Origin of the sequence: Luteitalea sp. (assembly GCF_044337415.1) — a bacterium.
Classification (GTDB): domain Bacteria; phylum Acidobacteriota; class Vicinamibacteria; order Vicinamibacterales; family Vicinamibacteraceae; genus Luteitalea.
In genome coordinates this window covers 17,754-36,208 of the sequence record NZ_JBIINP010000031.1, presented here as the reverse complement: position 1 = coordinate 36,208, position 18,455 = coordinate 17,754, and the positions used below count along the sequence as shown (strand labels likewise).

14 protein-coding genes and 1 pseudogene are annotated in these 18,455 nt (G+C 70.8%); 10 read left to right on the top strand and 5 right to left on the bottom strand.

Features of this window, described 5'->3' with window-relative positions; translation table 11 throughout:
- Positions 1-198, top strand: a pseudogene (locus ACIRDX_RS07875) (23S rRNA (uracil(1939)-C(5))-methyltransferase RlmD); the annotation flags it as partial.
- A gap of 109 nt (positions 199-307) precedes the next feature.
- On the opposite strand, the gene ACIRDX_RS07870 reads toward ACIRDX_RS07875, so the two are convergent.
- The 3 genes from ACIRDX_RS07870 to ACIRDX_RS07860 are packed head-to-tail and all read right to left on the bottom strand — an operon-like array spanning position 308 to position 3,644.
- The gene (locus ACIRDX_RS07870; RefSeq protein ID WP_396624859.1) at positions 308-1,003 is read right to left on the bottom strand and encodes a gamma-glutamyl-gamma-aminobutyrate hydrolase family protein; all 696 of its coding nucleotides are present in this window, start codon (positions 1,001-1,003) and stop codon (positions 308-310) included.
- Positions 1,000-3,009 (bottom strand): arginine--tRNA ligase, encoded by a 2,010-nt coding sequence (locus ACIRDX_RS07865; protein WP_396624858.1) that lies wholly within the window; start codon positions 3,007-3,009, stop codon positions 1,000-1,002. The genes ACIRDX_RS07870 and ACIRDX_RS07865 overlap by 4 nt, the downstream gene beginning before the upstream one ends.
- A gap of 26 nt (positions 3,010-3,035) precedes the next feature.
- A complete protein-coding gene (locus tag ACIRDX_RS07860; protein WP_396624857.1) occupies positions 3,036-3,644 on the bottom strand; it encodes a molybdenum cofactor guanylyltransferase in 609 nt (202 codons plus the stop codon).
- A 20-nt stretch (positions 3,645-3,664) separates the two neighbouring features.
- On the opposite strand from ACIRDX_RS07860, the gene ACIRDX_RS07855 reads away from it, so the two are divergent.
- From ACIRDX_RS07855 to prfB, 5 genes are all read left to right on the top strand, one after another.
- Complete coding sequence (locus tag ACIRDX_RS07855; protein WP_396624856.1) at positions 3,665-4,246, top strand: hypothetical protein; 582 nt, start codon at positions 3,665-3,667, stop codon at positions 4,244-4,246.
- Positions 4,243-5,874, top strand: coding sequence for a tetratricopeptide repeat protein (locus ACIRDX_RS07850; protein ID WP_396624855.1), 1,632 nt, complete (start codon positions 4,243-4,245; stop codon positions 5,872-5,874). The genes ACIRDX_RS07855 and ACIRDX_RS07850 overlap by 4 nt, the downstream gene beginning before the upstream one ends.
- A gap of 140 nt (positions 5,875-6,014) precedes the next feature.
- Positions 6,015-6,713, top strand: coding sequence for an SPOR domain-containing protein (locus tag ACIRDX_RS07845; protein WP_396624854.1), 699 nt, complete (start codon positions 6,015-6,017; stop codon positions 6,711-6,713).
- Positions 6,714-6,727: 14 nt separating this feature from the next.
- Positions 6,728-8,230: an apolipoprotein N-acyltransferase gene (gene lnt, locus ACIRDX_RS07840; protein ID WP_396624853.1), complete on the top strand. Its 1,503-nt coding sequence runs from the start codon at positions 6,728-6,730 to the stop codon at positions 8,228-8,230.
- A gap of 97 nt (positions 8,231-8,327) precedes the next feature.
- A protein-coding gene (gene prfB / locus ACIRDX_RS07835; protein WP_396624861.1) for a peptide chain release factor 2 occupies positions 8,328-9,453 on the top strand; the annotation gives its coding sequence in 2 pieces (ribosomal slippage) (positions 8,328-8,396 and positions 8,398-9,453; 1,125 coding nt in all).
- A 107-nt stretch (positions 9,454-9,560) separates the two neighbouring features.
- Here prfB and ACIRDX_RS07830 read toward each other — a convergent pair.
- Complete coding sequence (locus tag ACIRDX_RS07830) at positions 9,561-11,792, bottom strand: penicillin-binding protein 1A (protein ID WP_396624852.1); 2,232 nt, start codon at positions 11,790-11,792, stop codon at positions 9,561-9,563.
- A gap of 201 nt (positions 11,793-11,993) precedes the next feature.
- Positions 11,994-13,694, bottom strand: coding sequence for a DUF6600 domain-containing protein (locus ACIRDX_RS07825; RefSeq protein WP_396624851.1), 1,701 nt, complete (start codon positions 13,692-13,694; stop codon positions 11,994-11,996).
- 342 nt (positions 13,695-14,036) lie between these two features.
- Between ACIRDX_RS07825 and dnaK the strand changes: the two genes are divergently transcribed.
- The 4 genes from dnaK (at position 14,037) to ACIRDX_RS07805 (ending at position 18,455) form a co-directional block, all read left to right on the top strand.
- Positions 14,037-15,929, top strand: a complete 1,893-nt coding sequence (dnaK, locus tag ACIRDX_RS07820) for a molecular chaperone DnaK (RefSeq protein ID WP_396624850.1) — start codon at positions 14,037-14,039, stop codon at positions 15,927-15,929.
- Positions 15,930-15,932: 3 nt separating this feature from the next.
- Positions 15,933-17,102 (top strand): DnaJ C-terminal domain-containing protein, encoded by a 1,170-nt coding sequence (locus ACIRDX_RS07815; RefSeq protein WP_396624849.1) that lies wholly within the window; start codon positions 15,933-15,935, stop codon positions 17,100-17,102.
- The gene (locus ACIRDX_RS07810) at positions 17,102-17,518 is read left to right on the top strand and encodes a heat shock protein transcriptional repressor HspR (protein ID WP_396624848.1); all 417 of its coding nucleotides are present in this window, start codon (positions 17,102-17,104) and stop codon (positions 17,516-17,518) included. Before ACIRDX_RS07815 ends, ACIRDX_RS07810 begins: the two co-directional genes overlap by 1 nt.
- 67 nt (positions 17,519-17,585) lie before the next feature.
- The gene (locus ACIRDX_RS07805) at positions 17,586-18,455 is read left to right on the top strand and encodes an ATP-binding protein (protein WP_396624860.1); all 870 of its coding nucleotides are present in this window, start codon (positions 17,586-17,588) and stop codon (positions 18,453-18,455) included.

Here is an 18,455-nt window from a genome sequence, read left to right as displayed (position 1 = left end):
CTGTCGCCGGTGGCGCTGTCGGCGATCGCCGACGCGCGCCCGTCGCGCGTGGTGTACGTGTCGTGCGACCCCGCCACGCTCGCGCGCGACCTGCGGGTGCTTGTCGACGCGGGGTTCGCGATCGACGCTGTCACCGTCTTCGACATGTTCCCTGCGACGGCACACGTCGAGACGTTGGTGGTGCTCACGCAGCGGTAGGCGACGGGCCTCAGGCGACAGGCCGCCTGTCGCCCGTGGGCCTCCCTGTCGGCCCCTCCGGTCGAACTGAAGTTCGACCGCCACGAACCGATCGGCGTCGAGGCTCAGGTCACGCGTGCGCCAGCGACTTGCGCTCGGAGGCCAGCGCGAACAGTCGGAACAGCGGCAGGAACTCGCCCGTCTTCCAGAAGTTCTCCGGATGCCACTGGACGCCCACGCAGAACGGCGAGGCCGGCGCCTCGAGGGCCTCGACGATCCCGTCGGGCGCGTGCGCGGCGACGATCAAGCCCTGGCCGATCACCTTCGCGGCCTGGTGATGGCGGCTGTTCACCTGCGTTGCCATGCCTGCAGACACGGCTCGCGCCAGCAGGGTGTCGGGGAGGACCTCCAGCCCGTGCGCCATGGTCGTGAGCGTGTCGTCGACCCCGTGGGGGAGCGCGACCGGCACCTGCGAGGGCAGGTCCTGGATCAGCGAGCCGCCGGCGGCGACATTGAGCACCTGCATGCCGCGACAGATGGCGAGCAGGGGGATGCCGTCGCGCAGGCAGCGCCGGGCCACTTCCATCTCGAAGGCGTCGCGGGCGTCGCCCGCCAGGCTGCAGGTCGGGTGCAGCGTCTCGCCGTAGAGCGCGGGGTCCACATCGTGGCCCCCCGACAGGACGACGCCATCGGCGCCCAGGAGGGCGCGGGCCACGTCCCCCTCGGGAGCGACGGCGTGCACGTCGACGTCGACGGCCGCGAGCGACTTCAGGTAGTCGTCGTTGCGGCTGCACTGCACGTAGGTGATGCGGGGACGCGTGCTCACATGCGCCCCGGCACGACGGCGCCCATGAGGTCGAGGGTGCGGGTCATCTGCTGGCGGAAGTAGCTCACGGCCGCGGCACGCCACAGCCGCACGTCCTCGCGTTCTTCCGAGAGGATCGGGCACTTGTGGTAGAAGCCGCTGAACGCCTGCGCGAGGCCGAACGCGTACTTGGCGACCACGGAGGGCTCGAGCGTGCGCACGGCGGCGTCGACGGTCTCGTCGAGCCGCGCACACGCCAGCACGAGGTCCCACAACGCGTCGGCCTCCTCGCCTCCCTCGACCAGGTGCGCGTCGGGCAGGCCGGTCAGGCGCGCGACGAGCGCCGCCTCGTCCACCTGCTCGCGGTCGCGCAGCTTGGCGAGGATGTTGCCGGAGCGCACGGCCGCGTACTGCAGGTACGGGCCGCTCTCGCCCTCGAAGCTCAGCGCCTCGTCGATGTCGAAGGCGATGATCTTGGTGCGCGAGAACTTCACCATGAAGTAGCGGACGGCTGCGATGGCGATGGCCTCGGCCGTCTGCCGCGCCTCGGCCTCGGGCTGGTCGGCGTTGCGCTTGCGGACTTCCTCGAACGCCTTGTCGATGAGCCGGTCGAGCAGGTCGTCGGCCTTCACGCCCAGGCCCTTGCGCCCGGAGACCTCGACGAACGGCTTGCCGTCGCTGTCAGCCTCGTACCCCAGCTCACGCGCCGTCTTGTGCGAGAGTGCGACCATCTCGTACGAGAAGTGGATCGACCGCTCGGCCTGCGTCCAGTGCCCCATGATGGCGAGCGCCTGCTGGAGCAGTTTCTGGAGGTAGGACTGGCGCGTGTCAATCACGTTGATGACCGTGCCGGCCTGCCCGAAGGTCGGGTGTCCCGCTTCGCCACCCTCAGTCGTGGTAGCCCAGAGCGTGAGGCCGTCGAGGCGCGTGCCAAAGCGACGGTAGGCGAAGTCCTTGCCGAGCAATCCGAACTTCCAGAACTGGTTGGCGATGTCCTTGCCGACGTAGGTGACGGTGCCGTTCGAGCGCACGATCACCTTCTCGCGCGAAACGAAACCACTCTCCGCTGCCTCCTCGTCTATTGGTTCGCCTCGGGCGATCGCGCCGTCGACGTCCTCGTCGATCTCCATCACCCAGCAGCCCTTCAGCTTGCCCTCGGACTGCAGGTAGACGGTGCCGTTCTTCTTCAGGATCTCGAAGGCGGTGGCCCAGAACTGCAGGCGGAGGATGTCGCCTTCCCACGAGAGCAGGTCGTAATCGATGCCGAGGCGCCCCATCGTGCGCAGGTGGCAGCGGACGATCGCCTCCGCGATCACGGCGCCCATCGCCGCGCTCGTGCCCTCGCCGTGCTCGATCGCGTGCAGCGTGCGCGCCCGGATTTCGAGGCGCGCCTTGTCGGCGTCGTACCACTCGGTGACGCGCGCGTAGAGGTCCCAGCACAGGTAGTCGAACTTCTCGCCGGCCGCCAGCGTGCGGACCTCGTCGAGGCTCCGGCCCTCGAGCTGCTCGAAGCCGACCACCACGTCGGCGACCTGCACGCCGGTGTCGTCGATGTAGTTCTGGATCTCGACGGGCGTGCCGAGGAAGCGGAGCAGTCGGCCGACCGTGTCGCCGAGGATGGCGTTGCGCAGGTGGCCGATGTGGGCGGCCTTGTTCGGGTTGATGGCCGTGTGCTCGACGATCGTCTTGGCGCGGGCCTGCGCGGCGGAGGCGGCGGGCTGGCCGAGGTGGCCGCGCAGGAAGGCCGCGCGGTCGAGGTGCACGTTGATGTAGCCGCCACCGACCGCCTGGACGCTGCGCACCCCGGGGATCGGCGGCAGCGCGGCGACGATCTCCTGGGCGATTGCGCGGGGCGCCTTGCGCAGCACGCGGGCCAGCTCGAACGCGCAGGGCAGGGCGAGGTCGCCGAGGGCACGGCTCGGCGGCGTCTCGACGACGAGGGTCGCCGGAACGGCATCGGCGCCGTAAAGTGTTGTCAGCGTGTCGCGTAGCGCCGCTCGCACGGCCTGCTGCAGAGGCAGGATCATCGGTTTGACTCGGTCAGATCAGTGGGTTAGCATGCCGGGCAGTCGTGCTCCGCCATCTCGAGCGCCCGCGCATAGGTAAGCGGATCGTTGATGTTCCACAGGGCGCCCGTCATGGCCACCGCTTCGGCGGCGACCCATGCGCACGGCGCCACGTCCTCCAGCGCCCGCACGCGGCGCGTTCCCCGTTCGAACCACTCACGCAGGACCGGCGCCACGTCTCGCCGGATCGCCAGGCACAACGGCATCCGTCCGTCGGGCGCCCGCACGAGCGCCACGGCGGCCTCCGCGCCAGCGCGCTGCACCTCGCCGAGCAGGGAGCCGGGGATGAAGGGCAGGTCGACCGCGAGGATCAGGGCATGCGGCGTGGCGATGGCGTCGAGCGCCGTCAGGAGCCCGCCGAGCGGTCCGTGCCCGGGCGCCTCGTCGGGTACCTGCGGGATGCCCGCCACCGGCGCGCCCCCCACCACGAGGCAGGTCGTCGTCAGCGGGGCCAGCGTGTCGAGCGCCCTCGCCAGCAACGTGCGGCCGCCCAGGGGCAGGCGCGTCTTGTCCACGCCCCCGAACCGCCGGCTGCGGCCCCCGGCCAGGACCACGCCGGTCCACTGACCGGCCAGGCCGTCCGGACGCCCACTCACTGCGAAAACGTTACCAGAAAATGAGTGAGGCGAAAATCGACCGGCTGCTCGCGGCAGCCCTCCATCAGGCCATCGCGGACCTGCTCCCGATGCGGCTGGAGTTCTACGAGAGCTACCTCCGGCCGCGCGGCTGGCGGGAGGATGCCGTCAATCTCGCGCCCGTCTCGGCCGTCCTGAGCTTCCTGCGGCACGAGGACGGGGGCACCTACGACGTGGTGATGACCCAGGCGGCCATGTACGCCGCCGAGTGGTGGCTGGAGGGGCAGGGCTGGTCGGTGCGCCGCGCCGGGCACTTCCTGCCCGTGACCCTGCGGCTCAGGCAGGTCGGCAAGCAGGCGAAGCGACACTTCGAGCATGCCTACCGCGGCACGAAGGTGCGCGTGCGCGTCCGGCGGCGTCGGCTCCAACTCGCGATCACCGGCTCGATCTTCTGCAACCAGCGCGATCACGCCGCGGGCGCCCAGTGCCGCTACTACGTCGCATTCCTCGAAGCCCTGGTCGCCCAGGACTCGGTGCGCTACGCCGGCGGCGTCGACTCCTGCCGCGCCCAGGGCGGCGACACCTGCGTGGTCGCCCTGCAGCCGAAAGAGGAGGGCGCGTGATCGCTCGCTGGCTGCGTGCCTGCCTCCTGCTCCTCCTGGTGGCCGTCCCGGCGGCGGCGCAGGGCCCCGCCGCCCAGCCGACCGTGCTGGTGATGCCGCTCCGGCCCACCGGCGGCGACCCGCGCACGCTGTGGCTGGGCGAGGGCGCCGCCCTGCTGATTGGAGACGCCCTGCAGGCCGTGGGCAGACCGGCCGTGGCACGCACCGATCGTGTGGCCGCCTTCGACGCCCTCGAGTTGCCCGGCGACGGGGAACTGTCGCGCGCCACGCTGCTTCGCGCCGCTCAGGTCATGGGCGTGCGGGACCTGGTCACCGGCAGCGTCGACATCACCGGCGAAACCCTCACCCTCGCCGTGCGGGTGGTGCAGGTGGAGGCGGGGCGCGGATTCCCGGAGATCCGGGAGCAGGGCCCGCTGCGGGACGTCTTCGCGATTGCCGCGCGCGTGGCCGCCGCCATTGCCGGCGTCCCCCCGGGCGCGCCCCCGGTGTCGTCGGAGGCGACGCCCTCCCTGGAGGTCTTCGAGGCATTCGTGAAGGGGCTGGTCGCCGAAACGCCGGCCACGCAACTCCGCTTCCTGGAGCAGGCCGTCAAGGGCGCTCCCGGGTACGCGCCGGCGCACCTGGCGATCTGGGAGGTCTGCACCGAGGAAGAGCAGCACACCCGCGCCCTGGCCGCGGCGCAGGCCGTGCCCGCGACGTCGCGCGCGAGCCGTCGCGCACGGTTCGCCGCGGGCCTGTCGCTCATCCACCTCAAGCGGTGGGACGACGCCTTCGGCGCCTTCAAGGTGCTGCTGGATGAGTCGCCGACGGCCGCGGTCTACAACAACCTGGGCGTCATCCAGGCGCGTCGCGCATCGGTGACGGCCCAGACCGGCAAGCCGGCCTGGTACTTCACCAAGGCGACGGAAGCGGCGCCCGAATCGGCCGACCACGTGTTCAACCTCGGCTACGCCTACTGGTTGGACAAGGACGGCCCGGCCGCGATCTACTGGTTGCGCGAGATGGTCCGTCGTCGTCCTGCGGACGGCGAGGCCCATTTCGTGCTCGCCGCCGCCCTGCAAGGGGCCTCCAGTTCTGCGGAGGCGTCGCGCGAACGGGACCTGGCGCGCCAACTGGCGTCGCGCTTCGACGAGTGGGAGAAGCGTCCCCGTGAGGACGGCATCGGCGGTGTGCCGCGAGGGCTCGAGCGCCTCAGCGAGGCCGAGAGCATGCCGGTGCGCGTCGACCCCGCCCTGGTCACGGCGACACAGCAGGAGTACCAGCAGCTGGCACGTTTCCATTACGACCGTGGCCAGCGGCTCGCCGAGCAGCAGCAGGACCGCGAGGCCATCGCCGAGTTCAGGAAGTCGCTCTACCTGTCGCCCTACGACGCCGAGACCCACCTCGCCCTCGGACGGGTGCTCGTCCGGAGCGGTCGCCTGCGCGACGCCATCGAGTCACTCAAGATTTCGCTGTGGAGCGCCGAGAGCCTGCAGGCGCGCCTCCTGCTCGCCGAGGCGCTGTTGTCGTCGGGAGACCCGGTCGCCGCCGCGCCCCACGCGGATCGCGCGCTGCAGCTGGCGCCCGAGTCCACCGAGGCGAAGGCGCTGGCGGCGCGCGTCCGCGCCACGCCGCCCGGCAAGCCGTAGTACACTGCGACGCTGACCAGACTGGCGGGTTTTGCCGGGGCAGGCTGTCCCCGCGGTCTGGACGTCAACACACTTGCACGTCCGCCAGCCGGTGCGCTCCTGCGGCCTCCCAGCCCGACGCGCGCGCCCTGGGTGCACGCATGGCCCACGATATCCACGACGACGGCTTCCACGAGATTCAGCTGAGCGGCAAGCAGCTGGTCTTCCTCTTCATGGCGACGACCGTCGTCTCCATCGTCATTTTCCTGTGCGGCGTCCTCGTCGGCCGCGGTGTCCAGCGGCCGCGCGGCGGCCCAGATGCGACCAGCGTGGTCGATGGATCGGTGGCCGACACCGCCACGACGGTCCCGGAGGAGGAAGCGAGCACCGCGCCCTCGTCCGAGGGGCCGACGAAGGTCCCCGGCCTGACCTATCCCCAGGATCTGCAGCAGGACGGCACGCCCGCCCCGGTCAAGGCCGGTGCCGCGGATGCGCTCGAGCCTGCCGCGCCGCCGGCGACCGAGGGGGCCAAGCCGGTTCCGCCGCCAGCGCCAGCTCCGGTCGCGCCTGCCGTGGCAGAGGCGAAGGCTGCGGCCCCTGCGGCGCCTCCGGCACCTCCGCCGTCTGCCGAGGACGGCGGCTTCACGGTGCAGGTCACCGCGCTCAAGAACAAGCCCGAGGCCGACGCCATCGCCCAGCGCCTGCAGGCCCGGGGCTACAAGGCCTACGTGGTGGCGCCCACGGGTGGCCAGGCCGTGTTCAAGGTCCGCGTGGGCCGTGACCTCCAGCGGCAGGAGGCCGACAAGATCATGCGGCGCCTGCAGACGGAAGAGAAGTTCAAGCCCTGGATTACGCGCTAGCCCTGCTGTCGGGCGTGCTGCTCGCCTTGAGCATGCCCACACCCGCCCTCGCGCCCCTCGGCTGGGTGGCGCTCGGCCCCCTCTGCGTGGCCGTGGCCCGCACGGCACGACGGCCTGCGCCCCGTGGCCCGCGCCCGTTCCTGCTCGGCCTGGTCACCGGCCTGGTGATGTTTGCCGGCACGGTGTCGTGGACGTCGGACGTGCTGGCCATCTTCGGGGGCCTGAACGCGGCGCTGGCCTGGCTGCTGGCAGGCCTGTTGATCGGCTATCTCGCCGTGTACCCCGCGCTGTTCAGCCTCGCCTTGACCGCCGCCCTGGTCCGCGGCGGCACGCCCGCGCTCGTGCTCGCACCGGCCATCTGGGTGGGCACCGAGTGGCTCCGGGGCACGCTGTTCACGGGCTTCCCGTGGGTGCTCCTCGGCTACAGCCAGTCCGACACGCTGGCCCCGCTCCAGGCCGCGAGTGTCGTCGGCATCTACGGCCTGTCGGGGCTCGTCGCCCTGCCGTCGGCGGCGATCGCGCTGCTGGTGACCCCCGACCGCGGTCGGCAGCGGGCTCGCGTCGTGCTCGCCGCGGCGTGCCTGGCCGTTGTCGGCGTCGCCGTCGTGTGGGGCAGCGCGCGCGTGCGGAGTGGGGCCCTGCTGGCGGGCCCGACATCGCGCGTCGCGCTCGTGCAAGGCAACGTCCCGCAGGGGCAGAAGTGGGACCCCGCCCATCGCGATGCGATTCTCGAGCGCTACACGCACCTGACGGCCGAGGCAGCGCGTCGCGGTGTGGACCTCGTGGTGTGGCCGGAGTCGTCGACGCCGTTCGTCTGGAATCGCGACGCCGAATACGCCGAGATCATGCGGGCGCGGCTGGTGTCGGCGGGTGTGCCCGTCGTGTTCGGCAGCGATGAAGTGGTCGGGCCCTCGGAGTTCTACAACGCGGCGTTCGTGATGGACGCGCAGGGCGAGATCCGGGGCAGCTACCGCAAGATGCACCTCGTGCCGTTTGGCGAGTACATCCCGGTGCGATGGCTGCTGTTCTTTGCCGACTCGCTGGTCGAGGGTTTCTCGGACTTCAGTGCCGGGCAGCGGCTCACCCTGTTGCCCGTCGGGTCGCACCGACTGTCGGTGGCGGTCTGCTATGAAGCGGTGTTTCCGGCGCTGGCACGCGACGCGGTGCGGCAGGGAAGCCAACTGCTCGCCACGATCACCAACGACGCGTGGTACGGCACCTCGGCGGCGCCATACCAGCATTTCCAGCAGGCGCGTGTCCGGGCCGTCGAGAACGGCCGCTACCTGGTGCGCGCCGCCAATACCGGCATCAGCGCCATCGTCGATCCGTACGGTCGGGTGGTGGTGCAGTCGCCGCTCTTCGAAACGGGCATCTGGGCGGGCGAGGTGCGCTGGCTGGACGGGCTCACCGTCTACACGCGCCTCGGCGACACCCTCGCCTGGGCATGTATGCTCGTGACCGTCGCCCTGCTGGTCTTGCCCTGGTGGGAGCGCCTGTCGCGTCGTCATCGCGCGTGAGCGTGCGACATTCTCGGCATCGCGGCATCGCAGCATTGACAACGGAGGGCGCGAGGTGCGCAGCACCGAGCCGCCCGGAGGAATCCCCGTGGCGTTCGTGAAGGAAGAGGCGTACAAGCGGCTGGACGACCTGCTGAGACGGGCCGTCGAACTCGGGAGGTATCTTTGACGCCGCTCGCCCGGAACAGGAACTCGCGCGACTCGAGGCCCAGGCCAGTCACCCCGACTTCTGGAACAACCAGGCCGAAGCGCAGAAGGTGCTCCAGCGTCGCCGGCGGCTCGATGAAGACGTCACGCTGCTGAAATCGCTCCGCCAGCGGGGCGAGGACCTCGCCGTGCTGCGCGAGTGGCTCGACGGCGGCGAGGACGTCTCGGCCGACCTCGTGCGCGGGCTCGACGACCTGCAGGTGGAGGTCGAGGCCGGCGAGGTCAAGAAGATGCTCGGCGGCGAGCATGACGTCAAGAACGCCATCATCACCGTCCACCCGGGCGCCGGCGGCACCGAGTCGCAGGACTGGGCCGAGATGATCCTGCGCATGTACCTGCGCTGGGCCGAGCGTCGGGGCTTCAAGAAGGAGCTGATCGAGGCGCAGCCGGGCGACGAGGCCGGCATCAAGAGCGCGACGGTCACCATCACCGGCGAGTACGCGTACGGCCTGCTGGCCGCCGAGGCCGGCGTGCACCGCCTCGTGCGCATCTCGCCCTTCGATCAGGCGGCGCGCCGGCACACGTCGTTCGCCTCGCTCTACGTCTGGCCCGAGTTGCCCGACGACGTGGACATCACGATCGACGAGAAGGACCTGCGCATCGACACCTACCGATCGAGCGGCGCGGGCGGCCAGCACGTCAACGTGACCGACTCGGCTGTGCGCATCACGCACCTGCCGACGGGCATCGTCGTGTCGTGCCAGAACGAGCGTTCGCAGCACAAGAACAAGGACGTGGCGATGAAGGTGCTGCGCTCACGCCTGTACGACATGAAGCTGAAGGAGCAGCAGGCCGAGCTCGATCGCCTCGGCGGCGAGAAGCAGGCGATTGCCTTCGGCAGCCAGATCCGCAGCTACGTCCTGCACCCGTACCAGATGGTGAAGGACCACCGCACCAAGTACCAGGAAGGCGACGTCACCCGCGTGCTCGACGGCGACATCGACAGCTTCATCAAGACCTACCTGATGGCCAAGGCCACCGGCACGCTCGGGGTTCCGACGGCTGACGACGAGTAGATGCCGCAAAATGCCGAGACCGCGGGGGGCATGACCGCCCCTCGACATTCCCGGCATCGCAGCATCGCGGCATGACGCGGGCGCTGAGCCCGGCCAGGCGATTCGCGTCAGCGAATCTCCGCGCCGGGCTCGGTGCCCGCGATGAATGCTTCCTTGTCGCCCGTCTCGCTGGTGGCGAACACGATGTTGCCCGGGGCCGGGAACTCGGGCACGGCCTTGAGCGCCTTGCGCTGCCGCTCGACCCAGTGCTGCATCACGTCGATCCAGATCGGCAACGCCGCCACCGAACCGCTCTGCCCCTGCCCGATCGGCCGCTTGGTGTCGAACCCCACCCAGACCCCGATGGTGATGTCGGGATCGAAGCCGATGAACCACGCGTCGGTGAAGTCGTCGGTGGTGCCGGTCTTGCCGCCGAGCGGCCACTGCAGCGCCGCCGCACGGGCGGCCGTCCCGTGCTGCACGACGCCCTGCAGCAGGCTGGTCATCACGTAGGCCGTGTCGGCGCGAATGGCCTCGGTCGGCACCGGCCGGTTCTCCTCGAGCGCGTTGCCGTCGCGATCGGTCACCCTGATGATCTGGTACGGCGTCATGCGCACGCCCTGGTTCGGGAAGAGCGAGAAGGCGTTCGTGATCTCGAGCAGCGTCGCTTCTCCGGCGCCGAGGGCGCTCGAGAGGTAGGGCGGGATGGTCGAGGTGAAGCCGAGCTTCTTGGCGTACTGGATCACCTGCTTCGGGCCCAGCGCGTTCATGAGCCGCACCGTGGGCACGTTGCGCGACTGCTCGAGCGCGCGGCGCAGCGAGATCGGCCCCTGGAAGGTGCGGTCGTAGTTCATCGGCGCGTAGGCCGGTGACCCGGCGCCGCCGGGGAACGACACGGGCGCATCGAGCAGCGTGCTCGCGGGTGTGTAACCGCGGTCGATTGCCGCCGTGTACACCACGAGCTTGAAGGTCGACCCGAGCTGGCGCGACGCCTGGATGGCGCGGTTGAACTTGCTGCGATCGAAGTCGAAGCCGCCCGACATCGCCAGGATCCGGCCCGTCCGGTTGTCGAGCGCCACCACGGCGCCCTGCAGTTCGGGCTCCTGGTCGAGCCGGCCGGTGGCCGTGTGCCCGCCTTCTTCCACCTGCTCGAGCAGCACCTGCACGAGGTCGCCGCGGGCCACCAGCGCCGAGGCGGTGGCCTTGCCCGTCCAGTCGAAGCCGGCCTTGGGAATGCGCACGTCGAGCCGTCCGGCGCGGGCCTGGATTTCGGTGGCCGTGGTGCCGGTCACCACGGCAGGCACCACGTCGCCCACCACCATGGGGCCCTGCCAGCGCGGGTGCCGGTACGCGTCGAGGTCGGCGCCGGCCGCGAGCAGGTTGGACGGCTCACGGAAGCCCCGGCGCTGGTCGAGTCGCCGCAGGCCGTGCTGGAGCGCGCGCGTGGCGGCCAGTTGGAGGGGCAGGTCGAGGCTCGTCTGCACCGACAGCCCGTTTTCGTACAGCTGCTTGGCGCCGAAGCGCGCCTCGAGCTGCTGTCGCACTTCCTCGACGAAGTACGGCGCAGGGGAGTAGTGCTGCGTGGGCAGCCCGGCGGTCCGGATCGGCGCGGCGATGGCCTTGCGCGCCTCGTCCTGCGAGATGAAGCCTTCCTCGGCCATGCGCTGCAGCGCGTAGTTGCGCCGGCGCGCCGCGGCCTCGGGGTTGATGTAGGGGCTCTGCCTGACGTTGCCCTGGATGATGCCGGCGATGAGGGCCGCTTCCTCGAGCACCAGCGCCTTGGCGGGCTTGCCGAAGTAGAGGCGCGACGCGGCCTCGACCCCGTAGGCCCCGTGCCCGAAGTAGATCGTGTTGCAGTACATCGTCAGGATTTCCCGCTTCGTGTACCGCTTCTCGATCTGGATGGCGAGGATCGCCTCCTTGATCTTGCGCTCCCAGGTCTTCTCGAACGTCAGGAAGAGGTTACGCGCCAGCTGCTGCGTGATCGTGCTCGCGCCGCCGGCCTTGCGCCGCTCGAGGATGTCCTTGGCCAGCGCCGCGAGGATGCGGGGCACGCTGAGCCCGACGTGCTTGTCGAAGTCCTTGTCCTCGGCCGCGACGATGGCCTGCCGCAGGAGCGGCGAGATCTCGTCGTAGGTGACCACGGTGCGGCGCTGCGTGGCGAACTCGCCGACGACCTCGCCGTTGCTGGCATGGATGCGGGTGATCGTGCTCGGCGCGTAGTCGTCGAGCGCCGAGATCTGCGGCAGGTCCCCGGCAAAGGCGAACAGCACGCCGCTCACCGCGCCGAGGACGATGGTCAGCAGGAAGAGCAGGAAGACCGTCGCCTGGCGCGCGACACGGACGACGTAGGTAGCCACTCAGAACATGGTAATGCCGCGATGCTGGGAATGCCGGGAATGCGGCAAGGCACGGCTCAGTCTCAGGGCTCAGGGCTCAAGGCTCAGGGCTCAGGGGAAGGGACAAGGGCGAAGGCAAAAGGGCACTGCGCCGAGCCAGGCGCCAAGGCTCAAGTACCCGGTACCCGGTACCCGGCCTTCGGCATCGCAGCATCGCGGCATTCAAGGTCGCGGTACCGCCCGTCGGCCCGTGGTGGCGCCGCTGGCCCGCGGGGGCGTGGCGGGTGGAGCCTCGCTGGGCGGCGCGTCTGCCGTTGGTGGCGTGGCTGGCGGGGTGGGCGCCGGTGCCGCAGGGGGAGGCTCGGGTGGTGTCCGAGGCCTGGGGGCGGACTCGGGCGTCGCCGCCGGTGGGGCGGCGGCGGGGGGCGGCGTCCGCGGACGGCCGCGCGGCGTCACCGCACGCTGGGCGCGCTCGTAGGGATCCTCCGGCGGCGGCGTGGGACCGCCGTAGCCCGGCGATTCGGGGCCGACGCGAGTCGGCCCGATGCCGTCGCGCAGGTCGCGCGTGGTGTCGTCGCCGGTGCGCGACCGCACACCGCCGTAGTAGCCGCCGGGGCCATACAGCGTGGTGCCTCCGGGACCACCGTAGGGGTTGCCGGCCGGGCCGATGCCCCCGCCAGGGCCGACGCCGCCGTAAACGCCGCCGCGGGGCGTGGTCGCGCGCAGTCGCGGGCCCACGCGTTGGGTCACGAACGCCGAGATGTCGCTGAGCGTGCGCGGATCCACCGCGTACGCCCCGAGTCGATCGCGTTGGCCGAAGCGGTCCGAGGGGATCACCGTCCAGGCCCGTGCCGGATCGAGCGTGCCGCCGCCGTACACGCCTCGCCCCTGCCCGAAGTCGCCCCACGGCCGCACCGGCCGATCCTGTGGCCCCAGCGGCGTCCAGCCCACATAGCCCGGGCCGACGCTCCAGGAGACCCAGGCCGGCGCCCACTGACGCCCGGGCATCCAGTACCACCGTCCGCGCGGATCGACGTCCCAGCGTCCGAAGTGGTGCGTCGGCCAACCCCACGGGTCGCGCGCCACCCACAGCCAGGCGTCCTGCGGACCGTACTCCTGCCAGTAGCCGTCGGTATAGGGGCGCCACTCCGCGCCAACGACCGGGTACCACACGGGGCCGACCCGCGGGTCGGTCTCCCAGGCGCCGTACCGGTTGAAGACGTCGCTATAGGCTTCGAACCTGGGATCGGCAAAGGTGTCGAGCGGCGCGCCGGCCGCCGGCGTCGAGGGCGGCTGCTGGGCCCACTGCACGAAGCTGTCGTACCCGGCGGCATTGAACGGGCGCGGCGACTCGGGTGCCACGCCGTCGCGCAGGCTGACCTGTTGGCCCGGGGCCACGAGCTGGTCGCCCATCCCCGTCTGGATGTCCACACGACCCCGCACCACCCCGACCGTCGTTCGTGCGTCGTCGACCTCGATGCGGTACTCGCCGCCCGCGGCGAGGTGGAGCGACCCGGCGGGCGTGTCGAGACGCAGGGCCGCGGATGAGGAGGCCGGGCGGGTCACCAGGACGCGCCCGGCTGTGAGCGCCAGCAGGTCCGGCGAGAGCGCTTCGAGGCGGGCACCGCGATCGGCCGCGATGCGGCTGCCGTCTCCCCACAGCACTTGCGCATACGCCGAGCCGGTGTCGAGCCGATCGCCGAACAGCACGGGGTCGCCCGCCACCAGCGGTATCGGTGCGCCCTCTCGCAGCACCTGCAGGTCCGGACCCTCGACCCGCACCAGGTGCGGCGGCGGCTCGGTGGCCTGACTGGCCGGCGGCGAGGACTCGACGGGCGACGCGCCCTGGCGCGCCTGCGCATCACGCGGCCCTCCGAACAGGAGCGCGACGACCAGAGAACCAACCACCCACGGGATGCGCATGACCAATCCTTTCGGCACCGGCGCCGATAGCGAGAGCCTCGGGTCTTTGGACCCTCTTTCTCAACCAACGGACGGGACCGGGTCCACGAACGCGGTGGCAATTCGAAATTGGACATTCGAAATTCAGCGGCCGGTCTCGCTGCGCTCGCCACGGCCTCGAAAGCTCTCGCAGGCAACGCCGAGCGAAGCGAGGCGAGCCCCCTGAATTTCGAATGTCCGATTTCAGATTACCACCTCAGTTGACACAAGCTCGCGCAGGTTTTATGATGCCGACATTATGAAGGGCTGCCAAGGGAGATCCCCCGAGGTCCAGTCCATTGCTTACGCAGAGGGGCTGACGTCATGAGTAAAGTGATCGGAATCGACCTCGGGACGACCAACTCGGTCGTCGCCGTCATGGAAGGTGGCGAACCCACCGTCATCACCAATCCCGAAGGCAGCCGGCTGACGCCGTCGGTGGTCGCCTTCACCAAGTCGGGCGAGCGCCTGGTCGGGCAGGTGGCCAAGCGCCAGGCCGCGACCAACGCCGAGAACACCGTCTACTCGATCAAGCGCTTCATGGGCCGTCGCTTCGAGGAAGTCAGCGACGAGATGAAGCTGGTGCCGTACCACGTCGTCAAGGAAGGCGACGATGTGCGCATCGATGCGGGTGGCACGAAGTGGGCACCGCCGCAGGTCTCGGCGATGGTGCTGCAGAAGCTGAAGCAGGCCGCCGAGGAGTATCTCGGGCAGTCGGTCACGCAGGCCGTCATCACCGTCCCCGCGTACTTCAACGACGCGCAGCGCCAGGCCACCATCGAGGCCGGCCGCATCGCGGGCCTCGAGGTGCGTCGCATCGTCAACGAGCCGACCGCCGCGGCGCTCGCGTACGGGCTCGACAAGAAGGGTGACCAGACCATCGCCGTGTTCGACTTCGGCGGCGGCACCTTCGACATCTCGATCCTCGAGGTGGGTGAGGGCGTGGTCGAGGTCAAGTCGACCAACGGCGACACGCACCTGGGCGGCGACAACCTCGACCAGCGCGTGATCGAGTGGATCATCGCCGAGTTCAAGAAGCAGGAAGGCATCGATCTCTCGAAGGACCGCATGGCGCTCCAGCGCCTGCGCGAGGCGGCCGAGAAGGCCAAGATCGAGCTCTCGAGCACCATGCAGACCGACATCAGCCTGCCGTTCATCACGGCCGATGCGTCTGGCGCCAAGCACCTCTCGCTGCAGCTGACGCGTGCCAAGTTCGAGTCGCTCGTGGAGGACCTCCTCCAGCGCGCCCTCGGGCCGACGCGCCAGGCCCTCAAGGACGCGGGCCTGCAGCCGTCCGAGGTTCAGGAAGTGGTGCTGGTCGGTGGCTCGACGCGCGTGCCGCGCGTGCAGCAGCTGGTGAAGGAGCTCTTCGGCAAGGAGCCGAACAAGAGCGTCAACCCGGACGAGGTCGTCGCCATCGGCGCGGCGGTCCAGGCCGGCGTGCTCACGGGCGAAGTCAAGGACCTCCTGCTGCTCGACGTGACGCCGCTGTCGCTCGGCATCGAGACGCTCGGCGGCATCATGACGCGCCTCATCGATCGCAACACCACGATCCCGACGCGCAAGAGCGAGGTGTTCTCGACGGCGTCCGACCAGCAGCCGAGCGTGGAGGTGCACGTGCTCCAGGGCGAGCGCCAGATGGCGCGCGACAACAAGAGCCTCGGCAAGTTCCACCTCGACGGCATCCCGCCGGCGCCGCGCGGCGTGCCGCAGATCGAGGTCACGTTCGACATCGACGCCAACGGCGTGGTGAACGTGTCGGCCAAGGATCGCGCGACCGGCAAGGAGCAGAAGATCACCATCACCGGCTCCAGCGGCCTCAGCAAGGACGAGGTCGACAAGATGATGAAGGACGCCGAGCTCCACGCCGAGGAGGACCGCAAGCGTCGTGAGCAGATCGAGACGCGCAACAAGGCCGAGCAGGCCGCCTACCAGGCCGAGCGCATGCTCGCCGACGCGGGCGACAAGCTGACCGACGCCGAGAAGCAGCCGGTCACCGACGCGGTCGCCGCCGTGCGCAAGGCGCTCGAGGGCGACGACGCGGCAGCCATCACCAGCGCCGTGGACGCGCTGATGCAGGTGCAGGGCAAGGCCGCCGAGGCGCTCTACCGCCAGGCGCAGGCCGGGACGCCCGGCGCGGGCCCCTCGGGTCAGGCGGGCAGTGATGCGCCCGTCGACGGCGAGGTGATCGATGCCGAGGTGGTCGACGAGAAGTAAGCCGTGACCCCCTACGAGCTGCTGGGACTCGGGGCGGGCGCCACGGAGGCGCAGGTGCGGCGGGCCTACCGCCGCCTGGCGCGGCGCTGGCACCCCGACCTCAATCCCGGCAACGCGGAGGCGGCACGGCACTACGCCGCCATCACCGCCGCGTTCGAGTTGCTGGTGGACCCGGCGCGCCGCCGCGCCTACGACGCGAGCGGCGCGCCGTCGTCGCCGCCGGCGGCGCCCGCCGCGTTTGCCGGCTTCGACTTCTCGCTGGCCGTGCAGGGCGCGGATGCGTCGACGTTCGGTGACCTGTTCGTCGACGTGTTCCGCCAGGCGGCGGGGCAGCTCGACGCCGCGGCGGTGCGCGGCGTCGACCTGTTCGCCACCCTCTCGCTGACGCTGATGGACGTCCTGCGTGGGGGCACGCGGCGCCTCGACATCACGCGCCGGGTGGCCTGTCCCATGTGCGGCGGCCACGGCCGCCTCGACGCGCCGCCCACGCCGTGTCGCCCGTGTGGCGGCACCGGCCAGCAGCGCCTCGGGCGCGGGCACATGGTGTTCGTGCGTCCGTGCGAGGCCTGCGACGGGCGCGGCGTGGTCACGCTGCGCGCGTGTCATGGCTGCCATGGCCACGGCCATCACCCCACCGCCTCGAGCGTCGAGGTCACGCTGCCCCCGGGCATCGAGGACGGCGATGAACTCGTGCAGCCCGGCGCGGGGCATGCCGGCGTGCGCGGTGGGCCTCCGGGCGACCTGCGCATCCGCGTGCGTGTCGCCGAGGACCCGCGGGTGCGGCGCGTCGGCGACGACCTGCACATGACGCTGCCGGTCGCCGTGCACGAGGCCGTGCTCGGCGTGCGCGTCGCGGTGCCGAGCCCCGAGGGGCCCGTCACCGTACGGGTGCCGGCCGGCATCCAGTCCGGGCAGCGCCTGCGGCTGCGTGAGCGCGGCGTGCCGTCGCGGCGCACGGGCGTGCGTGGCGACCTGGTGCTCGACGTGGTGCTCGTGCTCCCGCCGGTGATCGATGCCCGGGCACGCGGGTTGATGCAGGAGTTCGCACGCCTCCATCCCGAGGACGTGCGGGCAGCATGGTATGGCGAGCCGCAGGGCGCCGCGCGTGGCGACGACGCGACGGTGGCGCCCGAGCATTCTCCGGTCGCAGGCCGACCGACGCAGGCCGAGTGATGTCGACCCGACGCCCAGGCAAGGCGCTCTACATGATCAGCGCCGTCGCGCAGCGCTACAACATCCATCCGCAGACGCTGCGCCTCTACGAGCGCGAGGGCCTGCTGCGCCCGTCGCGCACCGATGGCAACACGCGCCTCTACTCGGACGAGGATCTCGAGCGGCTCGAGACCATCCTCACGCTGACGCGCGAGCTCGGCGTCAATCTCGCCGGTGTCGAGATCATCCTCAACCTGCGCGAGCGCATGGCGCAGATGCAGAACGAGGTGAACGAGTTCATGGCGTACGTCAAGCAGGAAATGGTGCGCGGCCTCGGCGACTGGGAGCAGCGGCTGTCCACCGCCATGGTCAAGAGTGCGCCCGGGGCCATCGTCCCGCCTGCCGGCACGCCGCCATCGGCCGATCCCGAGTCCTGAGGCCACCTTCGCCGCGCGTTCGGCTGCCCTCGCGCGGCCTTCGCGCTATCATGCCGATCCCTTGGACGTGGCCTGCGCGATCTGCTCTGGAACGGGATGGAAGACGGTCGTGCGCGACGGTGAACGCCGCGTCACGCGCTGCGACTGCTGGCGCCAGCAGGCCGCGTCGCGGCGCCGCGTCGACTCGCGCATCCCGCGGCGCTACCAGCACTGCGACTTCGGGGCGTTCCTCACCTACGGCAACGAGTCGCTCGAGCGCGCGTTGTCGTGCGCGCGGGCGCTCGTGCAGCGCTATCCCGTCACCGACCGCGGTCTCTTCCTGCTCGGGCCGCCGGGCGTCGGCAAGACGCACCTCGCCGTCGCCGTGCTGCGCACGCTGGTCGAGCAGAAGGGCGCGCGCGGCGTCTTCTACGACACGCGCGAGCTGCTGCGCATCATCCGCAGCACCTACGACCCGCTCGTGCGCGAGTCCGAGCGCGACGTGCTGCGCCCCGTGATGACGGCCGACGTGCTGGTGCTCGACGACCTCGGCGCGGAGAAGGCCTCGGAGTGGGTCGACGAGACGCTGAACCTCATCGTCAACACGCGCTACAGCGAGCGCCGGCTCACGCTGTTCACGTCCAACTACGTCGACGACCCGGATCCGTCGATGCCGGAGTCGCTGCTGTACCGCATCGGCTTCCGCATGCGGTCGCGCCTCCACGAGATGTGCGAGTTCCTCGACCTCGACGGCGCCGACTACCGCGAACTGCCGCCCAACGGCGGGCAGGACGACCTCGTGGCCTTGTGGCGCATGCGGCAGAAGCCCGGCGCCACGCGGCTGCCGGCCAAGGCCAGCGCCCCGATGCGGGCCAAGCTGCGCGAAGGGGACCGCGCCCCCGGCATCGCCGCGCCCGACCTCAAGTGGCCGGGCGGCCGCGCCGGCACGCGCCGCTGA